Source organism: Humidesulfovibrio mexicanus (assembly GCF_900188225.1).
Taxonomy (GTDB): Bacteria; Desulfobacterota; Desulfovibrionia; order Desulfovibrionales; family Desulfovibrionaceae; genus Humidesulfovibrio; species Humidesulfovibrio mexicanus.
Genome location: NZ_FZOC01000004.1, coordinates 57,515 through 81,580, shown reverse-complemented (window position 1 = coordinate 81,580; position 24,066 = coordinate 57,515). Strand labels below are relative to the sequence as shown.

Genomic DNA, 24,066 nt, shown 5'->3' with positions numbered 1-24,066 from the left:
ATGTTCAGCTCCATCCTGAAAAAGATCATCGGCTCCAGCAACGAGCGCTACCTCAAGAAGCTTCAGCCCACGGTGGCCGCCATCGCCTCGTTTGAGCCCAAGATGCAGGAGCTTTCCGACGCCGACTTCCCGGCCAGGATCGCCGCATGGAAGGAGGAGGTGGCGGGCGGCCGCAGCCTGGATGATCTGCTGCCCGAGTGCTTCGCCCTGGTGCGCGAGGCCGGGCGGCGCGTGCTGGGGATGCGCCACTACGACGTGCAGATGGTGGGCGGCATGGTTCTGCACCACGGCCGCATCGCCGAGATGAAGACCGGCGAGGGCAAGACCCTTGTGGCCACGCTGCCTGTGGTGCTGAACGCGCTTTCCGGCAAGGGCGTGCACCTGGTGACGGTGAACGACTACCTGGCCAAGCGCGACGCGGCCTGGATGGGCAAGCTGTACAATTTTCTGGGGCTGTCCGTGGGCGTCATCGTGCACGGCCTCAACGACGAAGAACGCCAGGCCGCCTACGGTTCGGACATCACCTACGGCACCAACAACGAGTTCGGCTTCGACTACCTGCGCGACAACATGAAGTTCTACAAGGAGTCGCTGGTGCAGCGGCCCCTGAACTACGCCATCGTGGACGAGGTGGACTCCATCCTCATCGACGAGGCGCGCACCCCGCTCATCATCAGCGGCGCGGCCGAGGAGAGCACCCAGCTCTATCGCAAGGTGGACGCCATCATCCCCATGCTGGTGAAGGGCGAGAAGGCCAAGGAGGAGGGCGAGGAGCCCAGCGGCGACTTCACCGTGGACGAGAAGGGCCGCACCGTGGCCTTGACCGAGCGCGGCGTGGCCAAGGCCGAGAAGCTGCTTGGCGTGGAGAACCTCTACGATCCCGCCAACGCGACCCTGCAGCACCACGTCATGCAGGGCTTGAAGGCGCACCAGCTGTACCGCCGCGACGTGGAGTACATCGTCAAGGACGGGCAGGTGGTCATCGTGGACGAGTTCACCGGGCGGCTCATGCCCGGCCGCCGCTTCTCCGACGGCCTGCACCAGGCCCTGGAGGCCAAGGAGCATGTGAAGGTGGAGGCCGAGAACCAGACGCTGGCCTCCATCACCTTCCAGAACTATTTCCGCATGTACGAGAAGCTCTCCGGCATGACCGGCACCGCCGACACCGAGGCCGTGGAATTCAAGGAGATCTACAACCTCGACGTGACCGTGATTCCCACCAACCGGCCCATGGTGCGCATCGACAACCCGGACATGATCTTCAAGACCCAGAAGGAGAAGTACCACGCCATCGCCGAGGAGATCGCCGACTGCCACAAGCGCGGCCAGCCCGTGCTGGTGGGCACGGTCTCCATCGAGAAGAGCGAACTGGTGTCCGAGATGCTGAAAAAGCGCGGCGTGCCCCACAACGTGCTGAACGCCAAACAGCACGAGCTGGAGGCCCAGATAGTGGCCGAGGCCGGACACGCGGGCCGGGTCACCATCGCCACCAACATGGCCGGCCGCGGCACGGACATCGTGCTGGGCGAGGGCGTCAAGGAGCTTGGCGGCCTGCACATCCTGGGCACGGAACGCCACGAGTCCCGGCGCATCGACAACCAGTTGCGCGGCCGCTCCGGCCGCCAGGGCGATCCGGGCAGCTCGCGCTTCTACCTGGCGTTGGACGACGACCTTATGCGGCTTTTCGGCAGCGACCGCATCGCGGGCCTGATGAACACGCTCGGCCTGGAGGATGGCGAGGCCATCGAGAACCGCATGGTCAGCCGCGCCATAGAGGGCTCGCAAAAGCGCGTGGAGGCCCACAACTTCGAGATCAGAAAGCAGCTGCTCGACTACGACAACGTCATGAACCAGCAGCGCGAGGTCATCTACGCCCGCCGCCGTGAGATCATGTACGCCGAGACCCTGGACGGCATCGTGGACGAGTACGTGGCCGAGCTGCTGGACGACATCTACGCGCCCGTGGAGCACCTGAAGGGCGAGCCCGACGAGGAGACCGCGGGCATCGTCGCCTCCCGCCTGGACGAGGTCTTCGACCTCTCCCGCTACCCGGATTTCGCCGCCGCCCTGCCTTCCCGCGAGCAGGCCGAGGAGTGGATAGCCGAGAGCCTGAAGGCGCTGGAGAACGCCGCTCCGGACAGCTACCAGGAAATCTTGCGCTACTTCAGCCTGGAGACCCTTGACCGCAACTGGAAGGACCATCTGCTCAGCATGGATCACCTGCGCGACGGCATCGGCCTGCGCGGCTACGGCCAGAAGGATCCCAAGCAGGAATACAAGCGCGAGGGCTTCGAGCTCTTCCGCGCCATGCTCTACACCATCGCCGAGAAGTCCATGAGCCTCATCTGCCGCCTGCGCATCCAGAAGGAGGTGCGCGAGGAGGAGTTCCAGCACAAGGAGGACGCCGGCGAGGTGGAGTACAAGGGCTCGCCATCCTCGGAGCCTGCGGAGGCCAGGAAGCCGCAGCCCGTCAAGCGTTCGGCCAAGGTGGGCCGGAACGATCCCTGCTCCTGCGGGTCGGGCAAGAAGTTCAAGAATTGCTGCGGCAAGTAGCGGACCGGGTATCGGCGGCGCCAATGCGGTATTGCGCTGCGTGATGCTCGTGTGCTAGGGCCCAAGCGGCGAAGCGGCCGGTCGTCCCGACGCGGCGACGCCTGGGGGCGTGACTGTCCGTCCGCCCCTGCCGGGAGTGCGCAATGACAAAAGTGCTCATCGTCGAGGACAGCCCTTCCTTTGCGGAAATGCTGGCCCGGCGGGTGCGGCTCGAACTGGGCTTCGAGGTCCATGTGGCCCATTGCCTCACCGAGGCTGTGGAAAGCATTGGCCAGGAGAACGAGTATCTGGCCGCCCTGGTGGACCTGCGCCTGCCAGACGCCCCGGACGGGCAATCCGTGGAGCTCGCCCTCGCCTATTCCATTCCCGCCATCGTCTTCACCGCCGACCTTTCCGACGCCATGCAGGAGAATTTCTGGAGCCGCCACATAGTGGACTATGTGCTCAAGGACGGACCGGAGAATGTGGACTACGTCGTGCGGCTGCTGGGGCGGCTGCACCGCAATCCGCAGACCAAGGTCCTGGTGGTGGATGATTCGCGCAGCTATCGGCAGGCCGTGCTCCGGCTCTTGGCCGCCCACCGCTACCACGTGCTGGAGGCCGCGAGCGGCGAGGAGGCCCTGGCCGTGCTGGCCGAACATCCGGACTTGAAGCTGGCCCTGGTGGACTACAGTATGCCGGGCATGGACGGCTTCGCCCTGGTCCGCGAAATGCGCCGCCGCTCCGGCAAGGACAAGTTGGCCATCATCGGCGTCTCCGCCGTGGGCGGGGCCAGGCTTTCCGCCCGGTTCATCAAGAGCGGCGCCAACGACTACCTGAACAAGCCCTTCCTGGCCGAGGAATTCTACACGCGCATCACCCAGAACCTGGAGATGCTCGACCACATCGCCCAGGTGCGCTACATGGCCGAGCGGGACTTTTTGACCCGCGTGTTCAACCGGCGCTATTTCTTCTCCGCCGGGGGGCAGCTGCACGCGCTTTTGACCCGGCGCAGCCAGCCCGCCACCGTGGCCATGCTCGACATCGACAATTTCAAGGCCATCAACGACACCTACGGCCACGAGGCAGGCGACGCCGTGCTTAAGCACATGGCCCAGTTGCTGGTTTCCCGCTTCCGCGCGTCGGACATTGTGGCCCGCATCGGCGGCGAGGAGTTCTGCGTTCTGGCCTCGGACATGCGCGCCGACCAGGCCCGCCTGCTGTTCGAGGAATTGCGCACGGCCATCGCCGAGACGCCCGTGGACTTCGACGGCCAGCCCATCGCCTATACCGTGAGCATCGGTCTGTGCTGCGCGCTGGGCCTGAGCCTTGACGACATGCTGCGCGAGGCCGACCGGATGCTGTACCGCTCCAAGGCCGTCGGCCGCAACAGCGTCACCCTTTTCGAACCCGCCGCCTTCGACGGCTGCTCCCCGGCCCTTTAAACCCGTCCCGGCCTGTGCTAGGGCTGTTCGTGCGCGGCGGGCTCCACCCGCTCGCGACGCTTTTTCGCGAGGTGCGCCCATGAGCATTGAACCCAAAGGTTTCCAGTTCGCCGTTGCCGCGGCCGGGTTCAAGCGGCCCGACCGCAACGACCTGGGGCTCGTGCTGAGCCTTGGCCCGGCCTCCGCCGCCGGGGTGTTCACCACAAATCGCTTCCAGGCCGCGCCCGTGCTGGTGTGCAAGGAACTGCTCGGCGCGCGGCCCCTGGCCCGCGCCCTGGTGGTGAACTCCGGCCAGGCCAACGCCTGCACCGGGGAGGAAGGACTCGCCAACTGCCGCGCCACCCTCGAAATGGTCGCCAAGGCGGTCGGAATCGGGGCCGGGGACGTGCTCCCCACCTCCACCGGGGTCATTGGCGCGCAGCTCAAGATGGACAAGTGGGCGGCCGCCGCGCCGCAGCTGGCCGCAAGCTTGGGCACGGCCACGGCCATGGACGTGGCCAAGGCCATGATGACCACGGACACCTTTCCCAAGCTCGTGGCCAAGACCCTCTCCCTGCCCGCTGGCGAGGTGCGCGTGCTGGGCATGTGCAAGGGCGCGGGCATGATCAGCCCCACCATGGCCACCATGCTGGGCTTCATCCTCTGCGACGCCGACGTGGACCCCGCGGACTGGCAGGCCATCCTGCGCCACGCGGCCGACCGCTCCTTCAACGCGCTTACCGTGGACGGCGACACCAGCACCAACGACACCGTGTTGGGGCTGGCCAACGGCGCCTCCCGCGTGGCCGTGCGCGACGCCAAGGGCCTCAAGGCCCTGCGGGAATGCGTCACCGAGCTTTGCCAGGAGCTGTCCTACCGCATCGTGCAGGACGCCGAGGGCGGCACCAAGGTGGCGCACATCACGGTCGCCGGGGCCAAAAGCGCCGCCCAGGCGGAAATGGCCGCCCGCGCCATCGGCACTTCGCCCCTGGTCAAGACGGCGCTCTTCGGCTGCGACCCCAACTGGGGGCGCATCGTGGCGGCCCTGGGGCGCAGCGGGGCGGACTTCGACCCCGATGCTGTGGAGCTCAGAATCGGCGGCATCCTGGTGTTCGAGAAGGGGCAGCCCGCGCCCGTGGACCTGGACGCGCTGCTCGCGCCCATCATGCGGCACCAGGATGTGGAGATATCCCTCGATCTCAAGGCCGGGCGGGGCCGCTTCACGCTCCTGGCCTCGGACTTGACCAAGCGCTACATCGAGATCAACGCCGATTACCGGACCTAGGCCCCCGGACCTTTTCGACGCCGCTGCTCCGGGAAGCTATTTGGGCCCGGACTGCGGCGTTGTTTCCCAGCCCGGAACGCCTCCGCCAGCGGCGGCGTCCCTAACACCCCGCAAGGCGCATCCCCGGAGGCCTATCCCCCATGTCACGACTCGACTCCCGCTCCAGGCTCACACGCATAGTGGACTTTCTCAACGAATGCGGAATGCTGCGCCGTACGCCGCGCAGCGGCTACCAGTTTCTGGGCACCGGGCAGGAGAACGTCGCCGAGCACTCCTTCCGCACGGCGGTCATCGGCTTCGTGCTGGCGCACATGGCCGGGGCCAACAAGGAGCGCACGGCCCTTCTGTGCCTGTTCCACGATCTGCACGAGGCGCGCACCGGCGACTTCAATTACGTGAACCGCATCTACAACACCAGCACGCGCACCAAGGCCCTGGAACATTGCCTGTCCGGCACGGGGCTTGAGGGCGAGCTTCTGCCCATGTGGGAGGAGCTGGAGGAGACGGCCAGCCTTGAGGCCAGGCTGGCGCAGGACGCCGACCAGCTGGACCTGATGCTGAATCTGAAGGAGCAGAGCGACCTGGGCAACAGGTATGCGGACAAGTGGCTTGCCGCGGCCAGGGAGCGCCTGCGCACGCCGCAAGGCCAGGAACTGGCCGGGACCATCATGGAGACGGACCACACCGACTGGTGGTTTCTGGGCCCGGACCAGAGCTGGTGGGAGCGCAAGAACGGCGCGCGCAAGGCTGCGGCCGGAGGCGGCGCGAAAGCGGGCCAGGGCGGCCCGCGCGACGGGGAATAGCAGGCTGCTGGCGGCACAACCGCGCGCATGATCCCGATTTGTTTAAAATGCTTTGCCCGCCAAGGCCACGGCTTGCCTGCCTGTTTCGGCTGTGGTAGGCATAAGGGATTGGACATGCTCAACCTGGATTTGGCCGGGGTTTCAGTACGGCCGTGTCGCGGCGTGGCCGTTTTTTGAGCCCGCCAGAAGGAGACGCCAGCACCATGATCGAGGCGCGACGCCCGCAGATGCCGCCAATCGCCCGCCTGGGCGACGCCTTCCTGCGCCTGCTGGGCGAGATGGGGGCCATGCTGCTGTTCCTGCTGGAGGCCGTCAGCCGCCTGTTCACCTCCTTCGGCCAAGTGCAGAAGACCGTACGCCAAGTCTACTTCATCGGCGTCAAGAGCGTCAGCGTCATCACGCTCATCAGCCTGTTCACCGGCATGGTCATCGGCCTGCAGATGTATTACGCCCTGGCCAAGTTCGGAGCCGACGGCTTTCTTGGCGCGGCGGTGTCGCTTTCGCTGGTGCGCGAGCTTGGGCCGGTGCTCACGGCCATCATGATCACCGGCCGGGCGGGCTCGTCCATGACCGCCGAGATCGGCGTCATGCGCATCTCCGAGCAGGTGGACGCCCTGCAGGTCATGGACATCAATCCCATGGGCTACCTGGTGAGCCCCAAGCTGGCCGCGAGCATCATCTGCTTCCCCATCCTCACCGCCTTTTTCGACCTTGTAGGCATGGTGGGCGGCTACCTCACCGGCGTGCTGCTTCTGGGCGGCAACTCCGGCGTCTACTGGTACCGCGTCGGCGCCTATCTGCAGCGCAGCGACATCTCCGGCGGATTCATCAAATCCCTGGTGTTCGGCGTGGTGGTGTGCACCGTGAGCTGCTACATGGGCTACTTCACGCATTTGCGGCGCGATTCCGTCGGGCCGGAGGCCGTGAGCCAGGCGACCACATCGGCTGTGGTCACCTCCTGCGTGCTCATCCTGCTGTCCGATTACGTGCTGACCTCGCTCTTGTTCTAGGAGACACGCCGCATGACAGCGACCAACACGCAGGACATCGTCATGGAGGGGCTGACCATCGGCTACGGAGAGCACGCCGTGGTCAGCAACATCAACGCCACCCTGCCGGGCGGCAAGATTTCCGTCATCCTGGGCGGTTCCGGCTGCGGCAAGTCCACACTTCTGAAGCACATCCTCCGCCTGCACCCGGTGCTGGCCGGTCGGATCATCATCGACGGCCACGACCTCTCCTCCCTGGACCGCAAGGGGATGCACTGCCTGCGCCAGCGCATGGGCGTGCTGTTCCAGGACGGCGCGCTGCTTGGGTCGCTGACCCTGGGCGACAATGTGGCCCTGCCCCTGCGGGAGCACACCCGCCTTACGGAGAAGGACGTTCGCGAGCGTGTGCTGGCCAAGCTGGGGCTGGTGGGCCTGGCCGATTTTTACGACTACTACCCCAACGAGCTTTCCGGGGGGATGCGCAAGCGCGCCGGGCTTGCCCGGGCCATGGTCATGGACCCGCCGCTGCTGTTTTGCGACGAGCCCACCAGCGGCCTGGACCCGGTAACCGCGGCGGAACTGGACCAGTTGCTGCTGGAGCTCAAGCGGAGCTTTGACATGACCATGGTGGTGGTGAGCCACGACCTGCACAGTATGCGCGCCATAGCCGACCATGTGCTTGTGTTGGGCGAGGGCCGGGTGCTTTTCGAGGGCGGCCTTGCGGCGCTGGAGGCCACGCAGGACGAGTACCTGCGCCGCTTCCTGGACCGCAGGGCGGCCAGCCGCAGCACGCCCCGGCTGACCATGCCGCACCTTGGGACAAAGGCCATGAAGCGCGACTGCTCCGGATATCGGGGCCAATAGCGGCCGGGCGCGCGCGCCAGGGCCAGACCAATCGAGGTGCCGGATGAAGAAATACGCAAAGGAAACGCAAGTCGGGCTGTTCGTGCTCATCGGCTTCATCGCCATCGCCTACATGAGCATCAAGCTCGGCAATGTGCGGCTGTTCGGCGAGAACGACTACGCCATCACCGCGAAGTTCAACGATGTCACCGGCCTCAAGGTCAATGCGCCGGTGCAGATGTACGGCGTGGAGATGGGCTTTGTGGAGAAGATCGGCATCGACCTTGAGAGCGGCATGTCTGTTGTGACCCTGCGCATCCGCAAGGACGTGCAGCTCACCGATGACACCATCGCCTCGGTAAAGACCAGCGGCCTCATCGGCGACAAGTACGTGAAACTTTCGCGCGGCGGCGGCGACCCCATTCAGGCGGGCGCTGTGTTGCGGGACACGGAATCCTCTATTGACCTTGAAGAGTTAATCAGTAAATATGTGTTCGGCGGCGTGTAGCGTCCGCCCGTATTTTCATATCTCATTAGGACTGGTGGAATGAAAAAAACAGCTTTTTTTCTCGCGGTGTTGCTCCTTTTCGCCTTCTCTGCTTCGGCCTTCGCCGGCGAGCCGCAGGATCGTCTCAAGGTCGGCATTGACAAGGTCATCGCCATCTTGTCCGACGCCTCTCTCAAGGGCTCGGCCAAGCGGCAGGAACGCCAGAAGAAGCTGCGTACCGTGGCTGATGGCTTTTTTGACTGGAACGAGCTTTCCCGCCGCGCCCTGGGTGAGAATTGGAAGAAGTACAACGCCAAGCAGCAGGATGAATTCGTTTCCTGCTTTTCCGAGCTGCTGCAGAAGACGTACATCCTCAAGCTTGAGAAATACAACAACGAGAAGGTCAACTACCTGAAGGAGCAGATCGAGGGCAACCAGGCCTTCATCAGCACCCAGGTGGTGATGAAGGACAAGAACATCCCCATCAACTACGTCATGATCAAGCGCGACCAGTGGATGGTCTACGACGTGGTGGTGGAGGGCGTGAGCCTGGTCAAGAACTATCGCAGCCAGTTCGCCAAGGTGCTTTCCAAGGAGAGCCCCGAGGCGTTGCTCCAGCGCATCAAGGACAAGATCAAGGCCTTGGACGAGGGCAAGAACGTCGACGATGTGGTCGGCAAGTAGCGCAAAAGGGAAGGGGAGCAGATGATGAAGCCCGTCGGGACCGCATTCACCGCCCTGGCTCGCGCCGCGTCCGTCGCCGCGCTGCTTGTCCTGCTTGGCGCCGGAATTTCTTCCGCCGCCGAGACGCCGCCCCAGGTCCAGCCCGCCGCTCCTGTGCTGCTGGCCTACGGCGACGACGACATCTGGGACGAAAACGGCCAGATCATCAAGAAGGGCCATGGCGCGGCCAACATGACCCAGGCCGACGAGGTCGCCATGACCGCGGACCCCATCGAGGGGTGGAACCGGGCCATGTTCACCTTCAACGACAAGCTCTATTTCTGGGCCCTCAAGCCCGTGGCCCAGGGATACAGCTTCGTCATCCCCGAACGCCCGCGCCTGTGGGTGCACAACTTCTTCCACAACCTCATGTTCCCGGTGCGCTTCACCAGCCTTATGCTCCAGGCCAAGTTCGACGCCGCAGCGGTGGAGACCTCGCGCTTCATCGGCAACACGGCCTTCGGCCTGGGTGGTCTGGCGGATATCACCAGCGATTCCAAGCCATTCAGGCCAATCCCGTCCACCGAGCAGGACCTGGGCCTGACATTCGGCTACTGGGGCATGGACAACGGCTTCTACATCGTGTGGCCCTTCCTCGGCCCCTCCACCGGGCGCGACAGCCTGGGCTACGTGGGCGATTACTTCCTGACCCCCACCAGCTACCTGAACCCCTGGTACTGGTCCATGGGCGCCAAGAGCTACGACAAACTCAACGAAGTGTCCCTGCGCATCGGCGACTACGAGGCCCTCAAGGACGCCAGCGTCGATCCGTACGAGGCCGTGCGCGACGCCTACCTGCGCCTGCGCCTGAAGAAGATGAACGACTAGCCCGGACAGGGCCGTTCGTGCACACCCCCATGCGCCTGGCCGTCATCTCCGACACGCACCTGAGCGGGCCGGATGAAGCCTTCCAGACGCTGTACGACGCACACCTCGCGCCCGCCACGTTCCTGCTGCACTGCGGGGACATGGTGGGCGCTTCGGTGTATCATTACCTGTGCCGACACCCGCGTTTTCTGTGCGTGCGCGGCAACTGCGACCATTTCGAGCTGGACCACGACCTGCCCCTGACCCTAAGCCGTGAGCTGGAGATTCCAGGCGGCGGCTCCCTCGCGTTGGGCATGGCCCATGGCTGGGGGCAGCGCGACAGCGTGTGGCGGCGCGTGTTCGACGCCTTGCCCGGTCATCGACTGCTCTGCTACGGCCACACCCACCGCCGCCACTGGGAGCAGCACCAGGGCGTCTGGCTCCTGAATCCCGGCAGCGTGGCCGAGGGCTCCATGGCCCTGGTGGACGTGGCCCAGGACGGCACGCTCGACTGCACCTTCGTGGACCTTTAGCGGTTCCTACAACCCGACGAATTGCTTTTTGGCTTCCAGCACTTTGCGGAGGTACTGGCGCGTCTCCGCGGCCGCGTGGCGCGTGGTGATGGTGTCGTACACGGCCGTGGGCGCACGGCCGTTGATGGCCGCGAGGGCCTTGGCCCGGCTGGGCGAGAAGGTCTTCAAGAGCGCGCCGGAGCCGCCGTTGTAGGAGGCGATGACGCAGTATTCCCGGCTTACCGGATCGGTCACGCCTGCAAGATGCCGCCGGGACAGAATGGACAGGTAGGCCGTGCCGTACGTGATGTTGTTCTCCGGGTCGAAGAGGAAGGCCTTGTCCGGCTCGCCGCGCCTGCCCGTAAGCTCGCGGTGCACATCGGCCCCGGCCGAACGCGGCACCACCTGCATGAGGCCGATGGCGGGCACGCTGTTGATGGCGTAGGGGTTGAAGTCGCTTTCCACGCGGATGACGGCGTAGATCAGCACGCGGGACACGCCGAAGCGGCGCGAGGCCGCCTCCACCAGCGGCTTGAACTTCACCGCGCGCACCTGCAGATGGTCGCGCACCATGGGAATAACCACGAAGCGCACGGTCTTGCCGGGGCTTGAGGCGGGCCGCTCCTGCGGACCCTGGGCCAGCAGGGCGCGGGCGTACTCCAGGGCCTGCTTCTCGGTTGTGATGTCCCGGCCGCGCGCGTCCTTGACCTCGCCAAGCAGAAAGGGCCTGCCTCCAAGGGGCACCGGTCCGCTGGAGTACATGTCCACGGCGCGTGGATCGTAGGGGGTCAGCAGGGTGGTGACGATGGCCTCGCGCAGGCTCTTGAGCGGGGCCTCGGCATCCAGGGTCTCCACCGTGATGCTGCCGTTCTCGAAATCCACGCTGGCGCGGGACAGGTAGTTCTGCGTGTATTTGACGTAGCGCTTGGGCTGGGCCTCGCGGGCGTCGGCCGCGCCCCACTGGCCGCGCACGGCCTTACGGAAGGTGGCGATGAGCCGCTTGAAGCGTTTGTAGTCCGCCTGGATGGCGCTGGGGTTGGTGGCGTAGCGGATGGCCTTGCTGCGCGCCATGTCCACGGCGGCATTGGTGTCGCCGGAGGCGATGCGCGCCAGGTTGGTCATGTCCCCCAGGGAGCATGACGAGGCCAGCAGGCAGGCGCAAAGGAGCGCCGCCAAGAGCGGCAGGCGGTTGCCGCCAGGGATCATGGCCGTGCGCCTCCGGCAAGGCGCCGGGCCTCGGCCAGATAGCGGGCGGCCAGGGCCGGGTTGTCGGAATGCTCGGCCCAATGCAGCCACAGCAAGCGCAGTTCCCTGCGCAGGGCCAGGTCCGGGGTTGCGAGGCGGCGCTCCGCGAGTCCGGCGTCAAGTCCTTGGCGGAGCAGGGCGGCCAAAGCCCGGGCGCGGTGCCGCGGCCTGTGGGCGGTGTCCACGGCGCGCAGGCCCGCCTGGGCCAGCGCCTCGCAGCGCTGCGGGTCATCCAGCAGCTCGCGGGCCTTGGCCGCGCAGTCCTCGGCATCGTCCGCCCTGTAGGTGGCGAAATGCTCCCCCGGCGTGAACAGCTCGTTCTGGCCATGCTCCAGTTCCGGGGTCAGCAGGCACGCGCCGCAGGCCAGCGCCTCGAACACCCGGAAGTTCAGATCCCCGCGTTCGGCGATGTTCAGCACCACGCGGGCGCGGGGCATGAGCTCCGGAAAGCTGCCCTGGCGCACGGCCAGCCCTGGCGCCAGCCTGCCCAGGCGCGAGAGGAAGTCGCAGCGCAGCGGCGTTGTTTCCGGGTCCACCGTGCCCACGAAGAGCAGGTCGAATTCCGTGTCCGCCTGGCGCGGCCGGTGGTGCCGGGCGGCAAAGGGCGGCAGCCAGGCCACGCGGTCCTGCCCAAGGGCGCGGGCGAAGGCGTCCACGTGGTCGCGCAGGCTCACGGCGCAGAGGTCGAAGCTCCTGGCGTAGAGCGGGTACCAGCTGTGGATGTGCGAATCGATGCAGTAGAAGGCGGTGAGGCAGGGGAAGCGTTCCAGGCCCACCAGGGGCGGCGGCAGGCTGCGGTCGGTGTAGACCACGGCATCCGGCGCAAAGCCGAGCCTCTGGACGATGTCCTCAAAGCCGAGCACGGCCGGGCCTGTGAGCGGTAGGGCCACGGGCCGGAAGCCCTGGTCGCGCATGTCCTCCATGAAGTACATGCCGCCCACCCAGGCGATGCTGCGTTCGCGTCCGTCCATTGCTTACGCCGCCTTCAAAAAGCCGATGAAGTCGTCCACGCCGGCCTGTCTGCACGCCACGTAGGCCGCAGCGTACTCGGTGAAGGAGCGCTCGCGCCCGTACACCGGGTAGCGCGCCTCGGCCCCGCCGTAGGCCAGGCCGTAATGGGCCGCCGCCTGCGGGTGGATGGGCAGGAAGAAGTCCTCGTACCCGGTGGTGAAGGCCGACAGCTCGCGTTCCTCGGCCGGGGCCAGCCCCAGCTCGCGCAGGATGCCTTGGGCCGCCAGGATGATGAGTTCGGACGAGGGATGGTTCACGGTGAGGAACAGGGGCCGCTTGCGGAAATGCTCCAGCACGTGGTCCAGGTAGGGGACCGGCGTGCGCGCCTGGCGTTCCCGTTCCATGGCCACGGTCTCGGCCAGGAGGGCGTCCAGGTCGAAGTGCCTCGCCAGTCCGGGGCCGAGGTACACGCGCAGGATGTCCTGGGCGGGCAGGTCCATGTCCAGCAGTCGATCCAGATACGTGTCGCGGAAGTCGAAGCCCGGCGCGCCGGACCACAGCGGCCAGGGCCCCCGGAAGAACATGTTGGGGATGCACAGGCTGGGGCAGCCCGACGGCAGGCGGCGCAGCAGCGCGTCCGAGGCGAGGCCGCCCCACTGGGGGCCGAGGTGCTGGTAAAGGAAGAGCCCGCAGGCGTTCAGGGCGGATTGCGGGAGTTCTTCCCGCGTGTAGTTGAGGAACACCCGTGGGGCGTAGGCGCGGCGAAATTCCGGGCTGGCGAGCAGGGCGCGGGCCAGGGGCTCTCCCTGGCAATTGGCGTGCAGTATGGCGAGAGGGTGCTTCACGCCCGCACTGTAGCAATCGCCGTGCCGATGGGGAAGCCCGGCGAGGCTTGAAAAACGCTCCGCCATGGGCTAGCAGCAGTGAACCGGGCGGACATCCCGGAACACGGTGCGAATCCGTGGCGATCCCGTCGCCGTAACCGGGGACCGGGGGGACGTATGGCGCGCGCGCCGGGCCACTGGGGGAGCAATCCCCTGGGAAGGCCGTCCCCGCCGGGCTGATCCGGAAGTCGGAAGACCTGTCCGCAGCGGCGAACCAGTGCAGGAATCCGATGGCAAAGGGTTTCGGCGGGCTTGTCATGTGCCTGCCGGAACCTTTTTTTCGCCCACAGCAAGCAAAGGAGCCCCCCCATGCGTCAGCGTTTCGAATCCGTCCTGTCCGCCATAACGCCGGTGGACCGCACCCTGGCTCAGGCCGCCCAGGCCCATCTGGACAACCTCACCAAGCCGCGCGGCAGCCTGGGCCGCCTGGAGGAGCTGGCCCTGCGCCTGTGCCTGGCGCAGGGCGGCGGCGCGCCCAAGGCCGACCCTTGCCGCGTGTACACCGTGGCGGGCGATCATGGCGTGGTGGAGGAGGGCGTGAGCCTCTTTCCGCAAGAAGTCACGCGGCAGATGGTGCTCAATTTTCTGAATGGCGGCGCTGGGATAAATGTGCTTGCCCGCGAGGCCGGAGCGCAACTGTTCGTGGTGGACGCGGGCTGTCTGGGCCCTGACTTCGACGAGCATCCCCGGCTGGTGTCCGGCAAGGTGGCCCAGGGCACGGCCAACCTGGCCAAGGGGCCGGCCATGAGCGAAGAGCAGTGCCTGGGCGCGCTGCTCCTGGGCGTGAACCTGGCGGACATCGCCTATGCCGAGGGCGTGCGCGTGCTGGGCACCGGGGACATGGGCATCGGCAACACCACGCCGTCCACGGCCCTCTACTGCGCCTATCTGGGCCTGGAGCCGGAGGCCATGACCGGACCCGGCACCGGCCTGGACCAGGAGGGCGTGCGCCGCAAGGCCGAGGTGGTGCGGCGTGGCCTGGCGGCCAACGCGGCCGTGGTGGCCAAGGGGGATGCGCTGGGAATCCTCGCCGCCCTGGGAGGTCTGGAAATAGCCTGCCTGGCCGGGCTGATTCTGGGCGGGGCCAAGAACAGGCAGTTCGTGTGCGTGGATGGCTTCATCTCCACCGCCGCCTGCGTTGCCGCCTGGAAGCTGGCGCCCGCCGTCACCGACTACCTGGCGTTGGCCCACGCCTCGGCCGAGCCCGGACACAAGCTGGCAGCGGAAAAATTGGGGCAGAAGCCTCTGCTCGACTTGGGGATGCGCCTGGGCGAGGGCACGGGAGCGGCCGTGGCCATGTTCCTGCTGCGTTCGGCAGCGGCCATCTACAACGGCATGGCCTCCTTCACCCAGGCCGGGGTGAGCGAGAGCGCCTAGGCCTGGACGCTTGCGTCCGCCTAAAGGTCAAGCAGGTAGTGGTCCACGGGCGCGAAGTCGTCGGTGAGCACGGGGGGATCGCCGGGCAGAGGGGCTGGCGGCAGGTAGCGCGTGGCCAGCATGGCCGCGTAGTCGGCATTGTCGCTGTGCAAGAGCGGCTCCTCGCCGTCCTTGAAGGCCGCCAGGATGATGTTCTGGGGCGAGGACGGATCCTCCGGCTCCAGCAGGAAGCTCTCCACGCGCGGGAACACGGAGCGGTAGGTGGCGAGCAGGGCGCGGTAGAAGCGGCTTTTGCCGCCCTCGGCCGCGCTGATGCAGTTCACCAGCACCACGCCGTGGTCGTCCAGGGCGCGGGAGAGCGCCTGGGCGGTTTCCCGCGTGGCCAGGTGGAAGGGCACGGAGAGGTGGCTGGTGAACACGTCCACCAGCGCAACCTGATAGCTTCCCGGCGCGGCGTCGTGGTTCAGGAAGCGCCGGGCGTCGCCGTGGCGCAGGGCAAGGCCGGGCAGCTCCGCGAGGCCGAAGTGCCGCCGCGCGATGTCCGTCACGCCGGGGTCGATCTCCACTACGTCCATGCGCGGGCCGCCGCCGAACTCCTCCGGGCGGCTCAGCGCATACTTGGGGAAGGAGCACGCGCCCCCGCCCAGCATGAGCACGCGGCGCAGGTCCGGCCGGAAGTGCGTGGCCAGGCGGTAGTACTGGGTGTAGGGCAGGGCCAGCAGGGTGGGATCGGAAAGGTCCATGGCCGACTGGCTGCCCTCCGGCCCTGTGGAGAGCATCTTGAGCAGCGCGCCGGTGCGGTTGTTGCGCGCGTTGTACACAAGCACCCGCTGGTAGGGCGTGTCCAGGTCGTGGATGTCCGCCGCGCGGAGCTGGCGGTCGTAGATTGAGAGTCCCAGGGCCGTCAGGCCGATGAGCGCCGCGGTGGCGAGCTTTGCGGGCAGGTCTCCCCGGTGGATGCAGAAGGACGCCAGCACCAGCACCCCGGCCATGCAGAGCACCAGATTGGTGGTGCCGATGGCGGCGGTGAGCCAGAAGCCCGCCGCGAAGGTGCCGGCGATGCTGCCCACCGTGGACAGGGCGTACAGGGTGCCAGCCGTGCGGCCGGAGGCGTCGGCGTCCTTCATGCGCAGGCGCACGGCGAAGGGCGAAACCATTCCCAGCAGAATTGCCGCCGGGGCGAAAAGCGCCGTGGCTCCGGCCAGGCTTGCGGCGGAGAGTCCGGCCTTGCGCTGCAAAAAGGGCAGGAGCAGCCCCTTGGAGCCTGCGATGAGCAGGGTGGCCAGGGCCGCCAGCAGGATGAGGCGCGAGAGGAGTCTTGGTTCGGGTCTGCGGTCGGCGATGCGGCCGCCCCACCAGTACCCCAGGCTGAGCGCGCCCAGCACCACCCCGATGAGGCTGGTCCAGACCACGATGGAGGTTCCCAGAAAGGGCGCCAGCACGCGCGAGCCCGCGAGTTCCAGCACCATGACTACGGCTCCGCAGAGAAAGACGGCGATTTCCAGCATTGTTCTGCTGTGCCCGGACCAGGAGCAAAAGTCCAGATGTCCGGACCGGGGCGCGACCCGCGAAAAAGGCCCGGAATCCGCTTGGGAGTTCCGGGCCTTCACGTCGTTTTGCGTTTCGCGCTATTTCACCGGCTTCAGGCGTACTGCCGTGCCGTAGCAGGAGTAGTAGCGCGCGCCCTCGGGGTGGAAGGCAACGCTTTCCCTGTAGCCGAGGATGGCGTCGGCGTTGACCTCCAGCGCCTGGGCGATGAGGCCGTAGAAGGCGTTGTCGCAATTGTAGCTCCGGCTGACGATGAGCCCGAAGGTGCCCAGCACCTCGCGCGCCGGGATGGCGTCCAGGGTGACGATCTTGAAGCGGCCGCCGGTATACACGTCCTTGGCCTGGCCCAGGCGCGGGTCCGATTTCTCTTCCTCTTCGGGCCTGGGCTTGCCGCCTTTGAAAATCGCCATGCGCTCCTCCTGGTTCCGTGTGCCGGGGCGGGCCGTGGCGTCAGTCGCCCCGGCCATCGGGTCATGTAGCCCATCCCCGCCCCGGCAGGCAAGGAATAAGCGGGGCCAGTCCCTACGGGGCCACCTCCACCAGGATGGCCTCGTCCCACTTGAGCACTTCCGCCGCGGCCTTGCGCACGTCCTCCGCGCCGAGCTTCTGCGCGGCCTCCACCAGCTTCAGTTCGGCGTCGCGGTCAAACCCTTGCACGATGGCCCCGGCAGCTTCGCGGCTGCGGGCGAGAAGCGCCTGCCGCTCCTGGTAGTAGTCGCCGGAGAGGATGTTCCTGGCCCGTGAGAGTTCGGCCTCGGGCAGGGGGGTGGCGGCCAAATCTGCAGCCGCCTTGCGGAAACCTTCCACCGCCTGGCCGAGCTTGTCCGGGTCGGTGCCGATGTAGAAGGCCAGGAAGCCGGCCTCGCGATACTGGGAGAGGAAGGCGGTCACCGTGTAGCCAAGGCCCTGCTTGTCGCGCATGTCGCGGAACAGCAGGCCGCTCTGGCCCGCCAGGGCCGCGCGCAGGAGCGAGAGCCTGGCGGTGGTGTCCTGGTCCGCGCGGCCAGGGGCCTTGAACACCACCAGCAGATGGGACTGGTTGCGCTCCGGCAGGTGCAGCACGGTGCGGTGCGTGGGCTTCCAGGCCGGGACCCTGGCCTTGGCCGCGGCCGCGCCATCGGGGATCAGGATGCGGGCCAGCTCCTGGGCGAAGCGCGTCACCTGCGCCTCGTCGAACTGGCCGCACACGGAGAGCACGAAGGGCTGGGCCGACTGCCGTTTCCAGAAGGCGGCCGCCTGGGCGCGGGTGAAGCGCGCCACCTGCTGCGGGTCGCCCAGGCGCAGGTAGGCGTGGGGAGCGGATGTGAACAGGATGCCCGGCAGCTTGCGGAACAGCAGGCCAAGGGGCTGGTCCTCGCCGCGCTTGATGGCGTTCAGCTGGTCCTCGCGGGCGCGGGCCAGTTCGGTCCCGGCCAGGGCCGGGGCGGTCAGCACCTCGCGCAGCAGGCCCAGCATGTCGGCTTCGAAGCGGCTGGGGTACTTGGCCGAGAGGCTGAAGGTCTCCGAGCCGCTGCTGGCCGAGAGCGCCGCCGCGCGGTCAGACAGGAAGTCCTCGAAGCGCGTGGCGGAAAGGGATTTGGTGCCGCGCCCCAGCAGCGAGGCCGTGAGCGCGCCCAGGCCTTGCTCATCGGCGTGGAGCAGGCCGTCGCCGCCGGGCCAGGCCATGGAAAGCGCCGCGTAGGGCAGGGTGGGGTCCGGCTGCAGCACAAGGGTGGCGCCGCCGGGCAGGGACACCTGACGCACCGCGCCGCCCTGCGCCTTGGCCTTGGCCGTGGCCGCCGCCGCGCCCGCGGGCCAGCGCGTGTTCAGGGTCTTGAGCAGGGCGGCTTCCGTCACGGGAGCGCCCTTGGGCGCGAGCACGGCGAGGCGCGCCTCCGCGGGCCGGAAGAACTCGCGGTGCAGGGCGGCCAGCTGCGCGCGGTTTGTCGCGGCCAGCTGCGTCAGGTAGTTGGCCTCGGCCTGCTGCCCGCCGTCAAAGGCGTACTGGTGCAGCAGCTTGCCCGCCAAACCGCCGATGGTCTCCCTGGACAGGAAAAGCCCGGCCTCGATGTTGGCGCGCGCTCTGGCCAGCTCCTCGTCCGTGACGCTTGACGCGTCGAAGGCCGCCAGCTCGGAAACGAGGGCGTCCCAGAAGGCGGGCAATTTGTCCGCGTCGAGCACGGCCCAGACCCCGATGACGCCGCCGCGCTCCAGGTTGAAGGAGGTGGCGTCGATGGAGTCCACCAGACGCAGCTGGTACTTGAACTTGCGGTACAGGCGCGAGGTCTCGTCGCCGCCCAGAATCTGGGCCAGCATGTCCAGACCGGGCATCTTGGCGGAGCGGAAGTCCGGCGCGGGGAAGGCCAGGGCCAGATGGACCTTGTTCCAGGCGCCGGGCAGCACCTTGGCCTGCGGCCCGGAGGAAGGAGCCAGGGCCAGCGTCGTGGGCGGGGAAAGGGGCGCGGTGTTGGCCATGCCGCCCAGGCGCTCCTCGGCCCAGGCGATCACCTCGTCGGCCTTGACCTTGCCCACCACGCACAGCACCATGTTCTGCGGCTGGTACAGGGGCGCGATGTAGTCGCGGATGGACTGGCTGGTGAAGGAGCGCACGGTGTCGCGATAGCCGATGATGGGCCACCCGTAGCTGGTGCCTTTCCACAGCATGGCCTGCACGGTCTGGAAAAGCAGGTCGCTGGGGGTGTCCTCGCCGCGCTTGAGTTCGGCCAGCACCACCTCCTTCTCGCTTTCAAGCTCCGCCGGGACGAGGGCTGGCTTGAAGGTCATGTCCGCCACCACCTGCATGGCCATGCGCCAGGAAGCGTCCGGCACCTCCACATAGTACACGGTGTAGTCGAAGCTGGTGGCGGCGTTCAGGCTGCCTCCCGCCGCCTCCACGCGCCGGGCGGCCTCGCCCGGACCCATGTCGCCAGCGCCCTTGAAGACCATGTGCTCCAACTGGTGGCTGATGCCCGCCTGGGCCGGGGTCTCGTAGGCGCTGCCCGCGTGCACGAGCATCCGAACATGCGCCAGGGGGAAGCGTCCGTCCTCTTTGACCAGCACGCCCAGGCCGTTTTTCAGGCGCACGAAGCGCACGCCGTCTATGTGGGTGTTTTGCGCGGCGGCAATGGCCGGGGCGGCCTTGGGCGCGGATTTCGTGTGCAGGGTTCGTGCGGCCAGGGCCCCGGTGGCGGAGCAGGCCAGCAGCAAGGCGGAAAGCAAGGCGAAGACCGGGGAGAAGCTGCGATGCATGGGGAGTCTCCTTGGCAGGTTGCGGCGGATGCGGAGCGCGCGCCTGGGCACGCGTCGCGTCCGCATAGATAAGCCCGCCCTGCACGGACGGCAAGAGGGGGACTGCAGGGCGACGGCGGGGTATGGTTGACCCTGCCCGTTCAAGGGACTAGGCTCGCGGCATGATGACTTTTCTTGAGCGCCGCGCCCTGGCCTGGCGTCCGGCTTGGCGAGTGCGGGGGCGTGCGCATGGCGCGTTCCGGGGCCACTGGACCCGCCTGGCCGCCCTCACCATCATTGTCCTGCTGTGCCTGGCGGCGCGCGCCGAGGCCCTAGACGCTTCGGCGCGGTGGCAAGGCCTTTTGGCGTCCAGCGAACTGCCCGCCATGGCGGTCCTGGACCTCGCCGCCCTGCGCGCGGCGTATCCTGGAGCATTCTTGGGCCTGGCGCGGAGGGATTCCGGGGGCCTGGACCTTGTGCTGGCCCATGGCGCGCGCCTGGCCTACGACGACGGCCGCATCCGGACGCCGGGGCAGGTTCTGGAGGAGCCGGACGTGCGGGCCATGCTGGCCCAGGTGTATCCGCTGGGCCGGACCACGCCCAAGACTGCGAACCCGCGGCCCGGCTTCGATCCCGGCCGCAGCCGGGTGGAGCCCCTGTTCACGGCGCTCTACGGGGCGGACGAGGATGCGGTGCGCGCGGCCTGCCGCGTGGTCTCCTTCGACGGCCACGGGGCGTCCATGAACACGCGCTTTGGCGCGGCCAACGCGTTGGCGCGCGTGTGGCGCAGGCTGGCCCCGCGTGCGGCCCGGCCCGCGTGGCGGCAGGTGCTCAGGCCCTTCGGCGGCGGCTTCTGCTGGCGCGAGATCGCGGCCACGGACCGCCTGAGCGCCCACGCTTTCGGCATCGCCGTGGACCTGAATCCCGCGCTGCCCTATTGGCTCACCTGCCGCCACCCGGAGGCCGCGCCCGCGCGCGTGCAAGCCTTTCCGCGCGGCATCGTGGCGGCCTTCGAGGCCGAGGGCTTCATTTGGGGCGGCAAGTGGGCGGCCTTCGACCTCATGCACTTCGAATACCGGCCCGAACTGATCCTGAAGGCCCGGCATCTGCGCGGGGACATCCGCCTGCCGGGCGCGCCGTCCCGCAAGGCGTTTGGAGCGGGCTAGAAGAGGGACAGGTGGGTTTGCCGGGTCTGGATCTTTTGGGCCAGCACCGTGCGCCGCAGCGCGTGGGCGGGCAGTTGCGCCAGCAGCTCCTCCAGCAGGGGCGAGGGGTCGCGGAACGTTGCCGCGCCATAGAGCGTGCGCGAACGCGCAAAGGACAGACACAGGCGGCTCTTGGCGCGCGTCATGGCCACGTACAGCAGGCGTCGCTCCTCGGCCAGCGCCTCGGGCGGAAGCTCGGCGTCCTGCGCGCCATGTCCGCACAGGGGCAGCAGGCCCCGCTCCAGCGCGGGCAAAAACACCGCCTCGAACTCCAACCCCTTGGCCGCGTGCATGGTCAAAATGCGCACCTTCTGGGCCGCCTGCCGGATGCTGGCGTAGCCCGTCTCCAGGCGCACGCGGTCCAGCAGCCCCACCCAGCCGCGTCCCTCGTCAAAGGCGTGGCACAGGTCGCGGAAGGCAGCGCCGTCCCAGAAGAAGCGGTCGAAGGGCGGGGTTTCGCGCAGGGCGGCGGGCAGCACGCGCGGCCCCTGCAGCAGCAAAAAGTCCGGCAGCGCCGCCTGGGCTTCGGCAAGGGGCGGTTCTCCGCCGGGTTCTCCGCCGGGTTCTCCGCCGGGTTCCCCGCTGGGTTCGGACTCGGGCAGGCCGAAGAGCCGTCCTGCCGCGCGCAGGATGAGCGCCGCGCGCGGCTCCTCCCAGAACATTTCGGTTTCCGGGGCGGAGCAGGGCAGGCCCGCCAGCTCCAGCGCGGCCTTGAGGGGCGGGATGAGCGCGCGCAGGCGCACCAGCACGGCCACGTCGCCCGGCGCCAGCCCGCAATCCGCTGTGCGGTCCATGAGGGTGAGGCTTGTGCCGCCCAGCAGGGCCGCCGCACGCGAGGCGATGAGCGAGGCCTCGTGCCGGGCGTCCGGGGCCTCCAGCAATTCCATGTCCCAGGTGCGTTCCGGCAGAGCGCGCAGCACGGGCGGCTCGGGCAGGAGCACGGCCGCGGCGTCCAGAATGCCCTGGCCGCTGCGGTAGTTTTCGGCCAGGGAGGCCACGGCGAGGTGCGGCCAGCGCGCGGCAAGGCGCTGGCGCAGGTCGCCCGCCGCGCCCCGAAAGGCGTAAATGCTCTGGTTGGGGTCGCCGATGGCGAAGAACCCGGCCCCGGACTGCCCGGCAAGGCCCAGCACGGCCTGGAGCTGCAACAGCGAAAGATCCTGGGCCTCGTCCACCAGCAGGTGGGCGAAGGGCGCGGCGAAGCCGGGCTCGCTGACCGTGGTCAGCAGGAATTCCAGCAGGTCCGTGAAATCGGCCTGGTTGCGCAGGGCCTTGGCCTCGCGCACCAGCTCCCAGGCGGCGGAAACCAGCGCCGCGTCCGGCCCTGCCAGGGGCGAAAGGGTCTCCCGCGCCAGGCCGTGGCTGCGGAAGAGCTCCAGCCGCCGGGCCTTGGGCAGTTCCTGGCCTCCGGCCTGGGCCAGGGCCTCCAGGAACATGCGCCGCGCCGCGTCTTCGGAGAGCAGCACCGGGGGCTGGCTCCGGCGCGCGGCCCACAGGTCCAGGGCCAGGGCGTGCAGGGTGTCGGCCAGGGGCAGGCGCGCCTGCGGCCCGAAGCGCGCGGCCAGGCGCTCGTGCAGTTCGTCCGCCGCGCGGCGGGTGAAGGTGATGACGGCGATGGACTCCGGCGCGACGCCTGTTTCCAGCAGGCGCTCCACGCGGGAAACGAGGGTGTGGGTCTTGCCCGTGCCCGGTCCCGCCAGCACCAGCGCCGGGGCCGGAACCTCCCCCAGCCCCAAGGCGGCAGCGGCCTCCTGGGAGGGGTTCAGCCCGGCCGGGAGGGCCTGGGCCGCAGGCGCAAGTCCCGGGGCGGGGTCGCCTTCGCCCTCGGCCTCGGGCTCCGGCCGGGCAGCCCCTGAACCGGAGGCCGGACGACGGCCCCGGCGGGCGGGAATGCCCGCCAGCATTCTGCCCTGGCGCATTTGCGCGCGCTCCTCCGGGGTGAACACGGTGATGACCCCGTATTCGCCGTCAAAGCCCGCCCGGCGCAGCACCTTGCCCGCGCGCATCCGCTCCACGGCCTCGGCCAGCACGGGCGCGGCGCGGGCGATGTCCTGCACCGGGGCCTCGCGCAGAATGGACAGCTCCGGCCCCAGGCGCCCGATGAGGCGGAAGTATTCGGCGGTCACCGCCTTGCTGCCCGGCCCCACGTCCAGCACCTCGGAGAGCACCTCCCGCAGGGGGATGAGGGAGCAATACCCTGCTTGGCCATGGGGCTGCACGGGTTCCGGGCGGTCCGCCAGGGCGAGCACCCTATGCAGCACGCCCAGGGTGGCGGGTTTGCCGCACACCGGGCACAGGCCCTTGTGGGCCAGGGTCTCGGCGGGCTCCATGCACCAGTTGCACTTGCGGTGCCCGTCGAGGTGGTATTTGCCCTCTTCCGGGTAGAACTCGACGGTGCCCAGGAATTCGCAATCTCCGGCCCCGGCGCCGCCTTCCCCGCGCGGCAGGTGCGCGCGCAGGGCGCCGCGGATGCCGGAAAAGGACGGTTCGCCGCGCAAGAGGTTGGCCTCGCGGCCGAGCTTCTCGCCAGAATGCGCGTCGGAGTTCGAGATCATGCGGTAGCGGTCCAGGGCGGAGAGGGTCCAGTTCATGGCCGGATCGCTGGAAAGGCCGGTCTCCATGGCGAAGATGTGTCCGGTGAGGTCGCCGTAGCACTCCTCCACCGAATCGAAGCCGCTCATGGAGCCGAAGAGCGCGAACCAGGGCGTCCAGATGTGCGCGGGCACCAGGAAGGCCTCGGGGTGGGTTTCAAGGACCATCTCCAGCAGGTTGCGGCTGTCCAGGCCCAGGATGGGGCGGCCGTCGGCGGCGAGGTTGCCCACCTGGGCGAGCTTGGCGTTGAGGGACTTGGCCGCCTGAAGGGTGGGCAGGTACACGAGGTTGTGGACCTTGCGCACGCGGCCGCCGCGTTTGTAGATGGAGCTGATTTCGCCCTGGAGCATGAAGCGGGCCGACCCGGAGAGGGTCACGGGCAGGCCGGGGATCTGCCCGGCCAGGGAGGAGGGGTCGCGCAGACGGAGCAGCCCGGAGCCGTCCTCGGCAAGTTCGCGCTCCACTTCGGCCAGCCAGCCGGGGTGGGTGCAGTCGCCCGTGCCCAGCACGCCGATGCCCTTGACCTCGGCCCAGGCTGTGAGGCTTCTCACGGTGAGGCCTTTGCTGGTGGCGCGGGAAAAGCGCGAATGGATGTGCAGGTCCGTCGCAAAGTCGCTCATGCCTGTCCTTGAATGACCGATTTTTTTGGATGTAC

General features: G+C 68.1%; 19 protein-coding genes and 1 riboswitch. Of the genes, 12 read left to right on the top strand and 7 right to left on the bottom strand.

Annotation, left to right across the window (positions count from 1 at the left end; genetic code table 11):
* From secA to CHB73_RS09250, 10 genes are all read left to right on the top strand, one after another.
* Window positions 1-2,553 carry a preprotein translocase subunit SecA gene (gene secA, locus CHB73_RS09295; protein ID WP_089274303.1) on the top strand — a complete coding sequence of 851 codons (2,553 nt, stop codon included), beginning with the start codon at window positions 1-3 and terminating at the stop codon, window positions 2,551-2,553.
* 143 nt (window positions 2,554-2,696) lie between these two features.
* A complete protein-coding gene (locus tag CHB73_RS09290) occupies window positions 2,697-3,977 on the top strand; it encodes a diguanylate cyclase (protein ID WP_089274302.1) in 1,281 nt (426 codons plus the stop codon).
* A 79-nt stretch (window positions 3,978-4,056) separates the two neighbouring features.
* Entirely contained in the window at window positions 4,057-5,241 is a 1,185-nt protein-coding gene (gene argJ / locus CHB73_RS09285) for a bifunctional glutamate N-acetyltransferase/amino-acid acetyltransferase ArgJ (RefSeq protein ID WP_089274301.1), read from the top strand.
* 140 nt (window positions 5,242-5,381) lie between these two features.
* Window positions 5,382-6,044: an HD domain-containing protein gene (locus CHB73_RS09280; RefSeq protein WP_089274300.1), complete on the top strand. Its 663-nt coding sequence runs from the start codon at window positions 5,382-5,384 to the stop codon at window positions 6,042-6,044.
* A gap of 203 nt (window positions 6,045-6,247) precedes the next feature.
* On the top strand, window positions 6,248-7,054 hold the full coding sequence (locus CHB73_RS09275; protein ID WP_089274299.1) for an MlaE family ABC transporter permease: 807 nt from the start codon (window positions 6,248-6,250) through the stop codon (window positions 7,052-7,054).
* 12 nt (window positions 7,055-7,066) lie between these two features.
* Window positions 7,067-7,897: an ABC transporter ATP-binding protein gene (locus CHB73_RS09270; protein WP_089274298.1), complete on the top strand. Its 831-nt coding sequence runs from the start codon at window positions 7,067-7,069 to the stop codon at window positions 7,895-7,897.
* Between the two features lie 43 nt (window positions 7,898-7,940).
* A complete protein-coding gene (gene mlaD, locus CHB73_RS09265; protein WP_089274297.1) occupies window positions 7,941-8,384 on the top strand; it encodes an outer membrane lipid asymmetry maintenance protein MlaD in 444 nt (147 codons plus the stop codon).
* A gap of 39 nt (window positions 8,385-8,423) precedes the next feature.
* Window positions 8,424-9,047 (top strand): MlaC/ttg2D family ABC transporter substrate-binding protein, encoded by a 624-nt coding sequence (locus tag CHB73_RS09260; RefSeq protein ID WP_089274296.1) that lies wholly within the window; start codon window positions 8,424-8,426, stop codon window positions 9,045-9,047.
* Between the two features lie 21 nt (window positions 9,048-9,068).
* Complete coding sequence (locus CHB73_RS09255) at window positions 9,069-9,914, top strand: MlaA family lipoprotein (RefSeq protein WP_089274295.1); 846 nt, start codon at window positions 9,069-9,071, stop codon at window positions 9,912-9,914.
* 17 nt (window positions 9,915-9,931) lie between these two features.
* Window positions 9,932-10,426, top strand: a complete 495-nt coding sequence (locus CHB73_RS09250) for a metallophosphoesterase family protein (protein WP_143337354.1) — start codon at window positions 9,932-9,934, stop codon at window positions 10,424-10,426.
* Window positions 10,427-10,432: 6 nt separating this feature from the next.
* Here CHB73_RS09250 and CHB73_RS09245 read toward each other — a convergent pair whose 3' ends face one another.
* From CHB73_RS09245 to CHB73_RS09235, 3 genes are read right to left on the bottom strand one after another with little or no spacing between them, the layout of a single operon-like run.
* Window positions 10,433-11,611 (bottom strand): murein transglycosylase domain-containing protein, encoded by a 1,179-nt coding sequence (locus tag CHB73_RS09245; protein ID WP_089274293.1) that lies wholly within the window; start codon window positions 11,609-11,611, stop codon window positions 10,433-10,435.
* A complete protein-coding gene (locus tag CHB73_RS09240) occupies window positions 11,608-12,621 on the bottom strand; it encodes a glycosyltransferase family protein (protein ID WP_089274292.1) in 1,014 nt (337 codons plus the stop codon). Before CHB73_RS09240 ends, CHB73_RS09245 begins: the two co-directional genes overlap by 4 nt.
* Before the next feature lie 3 nt (window positions 12,622-12,624).
* On the bottom strand, window positions 12,625-13,446 hold the full coding sequence (locus CHB73_RS09235; protein WP_089274657.1) for a WcbI family polysaccharide biosynthesis putative acetyltransferase: 822 nt from the start codon (window positions 13,444-13,446) through the stop codon (window positions 12,625-12,627).
* Window positions 13,447-13,544: 98 nt separating this feature from the next.
* A riboswitch (cobalamin riboswitch) is annotated at window positions 13,545-13,682 on the top strand.
* 112 nt (window positions 13,683-13,794) lie between these two features.
* Here CHB73_RS09235 and cobT point away from each other — a divergent pair.
* Window positions 13,795-14,862, top strand: coding sequence for a nicotinate-nucleotide--dimethylbenzimidazole phosphoribosyltransferase (gene cobT, locus CHB73_RS09230; protein ID WP_089274291.1), 1,068 nt, complete (start codon window positions 13,795-13,797; stop codon window positions 14,860-14,862).
* 20 nt (window positions 14,863-14,882) lie between these two features.
* On the opposite strand, the gene CHB73_RS09225 is transcribed toward cobT, so the two are convergent.
* The 3 genes from CHB73_RS09225 to CHB73_RS09215 all read right to left on the bottom strand — a co-directional run bounded on the left by CHB73_RS09225 (window position 14,883) and on the right by CHB73_RS09215 (window position 19,638).
* Window positions 14,883-16,370, bottom strand: a complete 1,488-nt coding sequence (locus tag CHB73_RS09225) for a fused MFS/spermidine synthase (RefSeq protein WP_089274290.1) — start codon at window positions 16,368-16,370, stop codon at window positions 14,883-14,885.
* 120 nt (window positions 16,371-16,490) lie between these two features.
* Complete coding sequence (locus tag CHB73_RS09220) at window positions 16,491-16,820, bottom strand: hypothetical protein (RefSeq protein ID WP_089274289.1); 330 nt, start codon at window positions 16,818-16,820, stop codon at window positions 16,491-16,493.
* A 112-nt stretch (window positions 16,821-16,932) separates the two neighbouring features.
* Window positions 16,933-19,638 carry a M16 family metallopeptidase gene (locus CHB73_RS09215; RefSeq protein ID WP_089274288.1) on the bottom strand — a complete coding sequence of 902 codons (2,706 nt, stop codon included), beginning with the start codon at window positions 19,636-19,638 and terminating at the stop codon, window positions 16,933-16,935.
* Window positions 19,639-19,799: 161 nt separating this feature from the next.
* Between CHB73_RS09215 and CHB73_RS09210 the strand changes: the two genes are divergently transcribed.
* Window positions 19,800-20,783 (top strand): M15 family metallopeptidase, encoded by a 984-nt coding sequence (locus CHB73_RS09210; protein WP_235641572.1) that lies wholly within the window; start codon window positions 19,800-19,802, stop codon window positions 20,781-20,783.
* Here the strand turns inward: CHB73_RS09210 and CHB73_RS09205 are convergent.
* Complete coding sequence (locus tag CHB73_RS09205) at window positions 20,780-24,031, bottom strand: UvrD-helicase domain-containing protein (RefSeq protein WP_089274287.1); 3,252 nt, start codon at window positions 24,029-24,031, stop codon at window positions 20,780-20,782. The genes CHB73_RS09210 and CHB73_RS09205 overlap by 4 nt on opposite strands.
* Window positions 24,032-24,066 lie beyond the last annotated feature (35 nt).